The organism is Sphingomonas sp. Leaf62 (genome assembly GCF_001421915.1).
In the GTDB taxonomy this organism is placed as follows: domain Bacteria; phylum Pseudomonadota; class Alphaproteobacteria; order Sphingomonadales; family Sphingomonadaceae; genus Sphingomonas.
The window spans coordinates 438,485-444,354 of record NZ_LMLN01000028.1 but is presented as its reverse complement, the minus strand read 5'-3'; the positions used below and the strand labels follow the sequence as shown (position 1 = coordinate 444,354).

The window sequence follows — 5,870 nt, the reverse complement described above, 5'->3', positions numbered from 1 at the left end:
GGCGAGGAATTCGCCCGCGCCGTCGATCTCGACGATCTGGGTGCGCGTGCCGCCGCGCTTTTTTCGCGGCTGACCGGGTTCGACCGGGTCATGATCTATCGCTTCCTTGACGATGATTCGGGCAAGGTCGTCGCCGAACGCCATGCACCCGACATGGACGGGTTCCTGAACCATCACTTCCCCGCATCCGACATTCCGCGACAGGCACGTGCGCTGTATGTCCGCAACCGGGTTCGGGTGATCCCCGATGCGGCCTATGTCCCCGCACCGATCAGCGGGATCGACCCGGCACTGTGCACCATCGACCTGAGCGATGTCGGCCTGCGGGCAGTATCGCCGATCCATGTCCAGTATCTGTACAATATGGGCGTTGCGGCCTCGGCATCGGTGTCGATCGTCAAGGACGGCATGTTGTGGGGGCTGGTCGCATGTCACCATCGCAGCCCGCGCACATTGTCCTATTTGCAGCGCAAGACGTGCGAACTGATCGCGGCGTCGTTTGCGCAACAGGTGACCGCCAAGGAAGAAGCTGCCGAATATCGCGAACGCCTGCGGTTGCGCGCGGCCGAGGATGCGTTGGCGCAGCGGCTGGCGCAGGATGGCGATCCCGATCAGGTTGCGGCGCTGATCGGTCCCGACCTGCAACGGATGCTCGGTGCCGACGGCTTCGCCCTGCAGCGCGGCGCGGTACTGCACACGACCGGCCACGTTCCGGCCCGCGAGGATATCGACGACCTGTCGCGCTGGATACGCCGGCAGGGCACGATTTTGACGCACAGCGCCGCGCTGGAACTGCGCCTGCCCGCCGCCCATGCCTATCGCGATCTGGCCAGTGGCATCCTCGCGATCACGTTGTCGGCCGAGGAGCCGATCGTGCTGATGTGGTTCCGTGCCGAGACGTTGCAGACGATCCAATGGGCCGGAAACCCGCACAAGGCGGTGAGCGACGCCCCCGACCAGCCGCTGAACCCCCGCGCGTCCTTCGCGGCGTGGAGCGAAGAAATTCGCGGGCGTGCTCGACCATGGACCCCGGCCGAGGTCGAGGCCGGGCACCGATTGTCGCGCCTGTTGTTCGATATGCGCCAGCGGCGGCGGATCAGCGAGTTGAACCGCGAATTGTCGCGTGCGGTCACCGACAAGGACGCGCTGCTTGCGCAGCAGGACACGCTCATCAAGGAAGTGAACCACCGGGTGCAGAACAGTCTGCAGCTGGTGGTCGCATTCCTCGCGATGCAGGCGACCGCCGAAAATGACGAGACGCTGACCCGCCATCTGGGCGAGGCGCAACGACGGCTGTCGGCGGTCGCGCTGGTCCACCGGCGGCTCTATTCCGACGACGCCGTCACGGTCATCGACCTCGGCCGCTATATCGAGGATCTGCTGGCCGAGATGCAGTCGTCGATGGGTGCCGAGTGGACCGGGCGACTGACCATGGACCTGTCGCCAATGCTGATATCGGCCGACGCGGCGGTACAGGTCGGGCTGGTGCTGGTCGAACTGGTCATCAATGCCCAGAAATATGCCTATGAGGGCAAGCCGGGGCCGATTTCGGTCTCGCTGGAGCGGTTCCGCAACCGATTCCGCCTGACCGTCGCCGATCGTGGGCAGGGCCGGGTCGGCAACCGCACCGGGTTCGGCACGCGGATGCTGACCGCGATGGTCAAGCGGCTCGACGGGGTGATCGAGGAAAGCGACAACGCGCCGGGCTTGCGGTTTACCGTGTCGGCCCCGATCGCGGGACCGGACGAGGGTTGAGGTCGGATTGTAGTAGAGGCAATCAACTTCAGGTCATCGCAACGGACCTGATCTTCCCGCTTGGAATAGCAAATTCGGGATCGGCGCCCGCGGGCATGACTGGGATGACCAATGCGGCACATCTGAAAGGCAACAATCCAGCGACCACCTCCTAAATCGCTGAACTGATGCTCCACCTTACGCCGCATGGTTCAGTGACGGTACCGCGTTCAAAGATGTGTAGTTATGCTCTAAGAAAATCATCAAGCATTACCTGCCTAGATTATCTTGCGCTTTTATTTTAGATTGCATCTGTAGTCATCAGGGGAGTAACCGCGGCGACCATCTATAAGGTAGGCGGTTCCGCCACATCGTTCTTCTGCACTGCTAGTAGCGTCTGATACCGCATCCCAGTGTACGAACGACTTGGCGTGCCGTTGCGCGGAAGTGGTACAAGCCGCCAGCGACATCCCGCAAAGAAGCAACGCGAGATGTCTTGTCTGATAATGGCGATCATTTAGCCGCATCAAGTCATCGTTGTTCAAGCGTATGCTTATTGCAAGCAGGACGGCGTTTCACTTTCCCGGTTAGGAACCGGCATGGGAATCCGGTTGAACCCGACGGCGTGGCAACAGGTTGTTTCCTTCGCCATCCAGAAGCCAGTTTCCAATAAGTTTTTTCTGTAACGCTCTATCCACGACGGCAAACCGAGAAAGCGCGAACAGCACTGCCCAGCAAAAAGGGCGCGGCGGCCAATGGCCACCGCGCCCTTTCCATAGCGCAATGCGGGCAGCCGATTACTCGGCGGCGGTCGCCTTGACCGGACGCGGATCGCGGCGTTCGGCGATACGCGCCGACTTGCCGGTACGACCGCGCAGATAATAGAGCTTCGCGCGCCGCACGACACCGCGACGGACAACGTCGATCGAATCGATGTTCGGCGAATAGAGCGGGAAAACGCGCTCCACGCCTTCACCGAAGCTCATCTTGCGGACGGTGAACGACGAGCCCATGCCGGCGTTCGACCGAGCGATGCACACGCCTTCGTAGTTCTGCACGCGGGTCCGCTCGCCTTCGACGACCTTCACGCCGACCTTGAGGGTGTCACCGGCACGGAAATCGGGGATCGACTTCGATTCGAGGAACTTGGCGATCTGTTCCGCTTCGAGCGTCTGGAGGAGGTTCATGTCTTCTGACCTTCGTCTTGCTTGTGCGCGCCAGAGGGCGACTGGACCCGAGCGTCGACGTGACGCTCCCACAGGTCCGGCCGCCATAGCCGTGTATCGGATTCCGACCGTGACTTGCGCCACGCGGCGATCCGCGCATGATCCCCCGATCGCAACACTTCGGGAATCACGCGCCCTTCCCATTCATAGGGCCGGGTATATTGAGGGTATTCGAGAAGGCCGCTTTCGAAGCTCTCCTCGATACCACTCGAAGCCGCGCCCATTACGCCGGGAAGCAGCCGAACGCAAGCGTCGAGCAGTACCAGCGCTCCCATTTCACCGCCCGACAGCACATAGTCGCCGATCGCGACGGGTTCGATCGCGCGCGCTTCGAACAGGCGTTCGTCGAACCCCTCGAACCGGCCGCACAGCACGATGGCACCCGGCCCCGCCGCCAGCGCGCGCACCCGCCGCTGGGTCAGGGGTCGGCCGCGTGGCGTCATGGCGAGGACCGGGCGGCCGTCGGTCACGCTGTCCAGCGCGGCGGCCAGCACATCGGCGCGCAGCACCATCCCCGCCCCGCCCCCGGCCGGCGTATCGTCGACCGAGCGATGCCGGTCGGTCGCGAAGTCACGAATCTGCACCGCGTCCAGCGACCAGCGTTCCTCGCGCAGTGCCCGACCGGCCAGCGACAAGCCGAGCGGCCCGGGAAACATTTCGGGATAGAGGGTCAGCACGGTCGCGGCAAAGGTCATGGGCCACAGCCTGTGCCCGCAAGTCGCGGGGAACGAAACCCCATCCGCTTCATTTGCGCCCCATGCCGGCGATTGCCCCCACCCCCGATCCCGAGATCGTCGATTGCGTGATCGTCGGTGCTGGTCCTGCCGGACTGACCGCCGCCATCTATCTTGCCCGCTTCCATCTGCGCATCCGGATGTTCGATTGCGGGTCGAGCCGGGCGGCGATGATCCCCCGGACCTACAACCATGCGGGCTTTCCCGGCGGGATCGCGGGGACGGACCTGTTGGCCCGGATGCACGAGCAGGCACGGACCTATGGCGCGACCTGCACGGCCGCGGCGGTTACCGCCATCGACCGCAATGGCGATGATTACCACGTCACCACCGCCGATGGCGTCGTCGCGGCGCGCAGCGTGCTGCTGGCGACCGGGGTGGTCAATCATCGCCCACGGGGGCTGGACGACGACGTTCATGATGCCGCACTGGCGCGGGGGCTGCTCCGCTATTGCCCGATCTGCGACGGCTATGAAGTGACCGACCGGCGGATCGGGGTGATCGGCACCAGCGACCATGGCATGCGCGAGGCGTTGTTCCTGCGTGGCTACAGCGCCGACGTCACCCTGATCGCGCCGGACAGCGACCATCATCTCGACGATGCCTGTCGCGACGCGCTGGACGCTGCCGGTGTCCGCCGGGTCGACGGGCCATGCGGACGGTACCGGATCGATGGCGACCGGTTCGTGGTCGAGACAGCGGAAGGGGAGATGGCGTTCGACAGTGTCTATCCGGCGCTCGGCTCGCGAATCCGTTCCGAACTGGCGGTCGCCGCCGGCGCCAAGGCGACCGGGGAGGGCTGCCTCGAGGTCGACGATCACCAGCGGACATCGATTCCGGGCCTGTTCGCGGCCGGCGACGTGGTGAAGGGCCTCGACCAGATCAGCCATGCCATGGGCGAGGCCGGGGTGGCGGCGACGACGATCCGCAACCTCCTGAGCGAACGGCAGCCGCTGCGCCGGTAAGCCTTGGGCCGGGCGGGGTGTCATGCTACCGCGGCATCATGTCCGTCGGCCTGTTCCTGCTCCTCGCCCTGCCCGCCGGTGTCGCGGGACAATCGGTCGACCGCATTCTCGCTGCCGCCGCCGAGCGCGAAGCCCGCCGGAACTGCACCGCCGCGCGCGATAACGAGGTCGTCGTCTGCGGCGATCCGGACCGCAATGCCCGATATCGCCTGCCGCTACCGCGCGCAAAGTCGCCCGCCGAGGATGGCGCGGTGGCGGGGGAGCCGGCGCGGGCGTCGACGCAGGACCCGTTCCTGTCCGGCTGCGGCATCTTTCGCGGCCAGCGTCGCTGCGGCAAGGCGGAGGCGGAAGCCTATGGCTATGGCGGCGGACGTGATCCGGTCACGCTGGTCGGGCGGCTCGTGACGAAGCTGGCCGATCCCGATGCAGAGATCGGCCCGCCAGTGACCGTTCCCGATCCAAGGCGGTAAGCCAGCCCCCCGGGACTTGATTGCCCTGCGTAACGATCGTATTTGGCGGGGGTGACTCTCTCTCCGTTTCGCCAGATCTTCTACACCAGCCGATGCGTGCCGGGCGTGGATGTCGATCAGATCGTCCAGCATTCGCGGCACAACAACGCGGTCGACGGCATCACCGGCCTGTTATGGTATAATGACGGTATTTTCCTGCAGGTCATCGAGGGGCCGGAGAGCAGCGTCGCATCGACCTATGCCCGCATCGCGAAGGATCCCCGACACGACGCACTGACGATCCTGTCCGATCGCCCGGTCGAGGCACGCGAATTCGGTTATTGGAGCATGGAGCGTGCCGAACGGGGCAGTGCCGATAGCGATGCGTTGCTGGCGCGGCTCGAACGGCGGCTGAACAACGCGCCCGATGCGGTGCGGCAGGCGTTTACGGCTGCGGCCTTCCGCTGACCGGTCAGTCGGCGGCGAACAGCGCGTCGACGACCATCCGCTCGCCATTCCATTCGGGTACGGCGTGTGGCTGCATAGGCACCATGAAGCGCTTGCCGTCGGGGCGCTCGATTTCGATCACGTCGCCGGCACCGAAATCGTCGATCGCGACGACCTGTCCCAAGGCTTCGCCTTCGCTCGACACCACGGGCAATCCCAGCAGGTCGGCATGGTAATATTCACCATCGCCCAGCGGGGGCAGCTGGTCGCGGCCGATCCACAATTCGGTACCGCGCATCGCCTCGGCCCTGGTCC

6 protein-coding genes and 1 pseudogene are annotated in these 5,870 nt (G+C 65.0%); 4 read left to right on the top strand and 3 right to left on the bottom strand.

Going from position 1 to position 5,870, the window contains the following annotated elements:
* A partial coding sequence (locus tag ASE91_RS13615) for a histidine kinase dimerization/phosphoacceptor domain -containing protein (protein WP_235530485.1) occupies positions 1-1,755 on the top strand: 1,755 nt, incomplete at its 5' end.
* A 776-nt stretch (positions 1,756-2,531) separates the two neighbouring features.
* Here ASE91_RS13615 and rplS read toward each other — a convergent pair.
* A complete protein-coding gene (rplS, locus tag ASE91_RS13610) occupies positions 2,532-2,921 on the bottom strand; it encodes a 50S ribosomal protein L19 (RefSeq protein ID WP_055994811.1) in 390 nt (129 codons plus the stop codon).
* The gene (gene trmD / locus ASE91_RS13605) at positions 2,918-3,655 is read right to left on the bottom strand and encodes a tRNA (guanosine(37)-N1)-methyltransferase TrmD (RefSeq protein WP_056626946.1); all 738 of its coding nucleotides are present in this window, start codon (positions 3,653-3,655) and stop codon (positions 2,918-2,920) included. The genes rplS and trmD overlap by 4 nt, the downstream gene beginning before the upstream one ends.
* A 62-nt stretch (positions 3,656-3,717) precedes the next feature.
* On the opposite strand from trmD, the gene ASE91_RS13600 reads away from it, so the two are divergent.
* Genes ASE91_RS13600 through ASE91_RS13590 form a run of 3 tightly spaced genes read left to right on the top strand, consistent with a single transcriptional unit; the run spans position 3,718 to position 5,576 of the window.
* Complete coding sequence (locus tag ASE91_RS13600) at positions 3,718-4,659, top strand: NAD(P)/FAD-dependent oxidoreductase (protein WP_056626944.1); 942 nt, start codon at positions 3,718-3,720, stop codon at positions 4,657-4,659.
* A 38-nt stretch (positions 4,660-4,697) separates the two neighbouring features.
* Positions 4,698-5,129, top strand: a complete 432-nt coding sequence (locus tag ASE91_RS13595) for a hypothetical protein (RefSeq protein ID WP_056626942.1) — start codon at positions 4,698-4,700, stop codon at positions 5,127-5,129.
* A gap of 51 nt (positions 5,130-5,180) precedes the next feature.
* Positions 5,181-5,576, top strand: a complete 396-nt coding sequence (locus tag ASE91_RS13590; protein WP_235530484.1) for a BLUF domain-containing protein — start codon at positions 5,181-5,183, stop codon at positions 5,574-5,576.
* Between the two features lie 4 nt (positions 5,577-5,580).
* Here the strand turns inward: ASE91_RS13590 and rimM are convergent.
* A pseudogene (gene rimM, locus ASE91_RS20700) lies at positions 5,581-5,870 on the bottom strand (ribosome maturation factor RimM); the annotation flags it as partial.

What these genes read in the sequence shown, in the direction of transcription:
- trmD (WP_056626946.1), bottom strand. Translation starts at nt 3,655, where the DNA reads ATGACCTTTGCCGCGACCGTGCTGACCCTCTATCCCGAAATGTTTCCC.
- rplS (WP_055994811.1), bottom strand. Translation starts at nt 2,921, where the DNA reads ATGAACCTCCTCCAGACGCTCGAAGCGGAACAGATCGCCAAGTTCCTC.
- ASE91_RS13600 (WP_056626944.1), top strand. Translation starts at nt 3,718, where the DNA reads ATGCCGGCGATTGCCCCCACCCCCGATCCCGAGATCGTCGATTGCGTG.
- ASE91_RS13595 (WP_056626942.1), top strand. Translation starts at nt 4,698, where the DNA reads ATGTCCGTCGGCCTGTTCCTGCTCCTCGCCCTGCCCGCCGGTGTCGCG.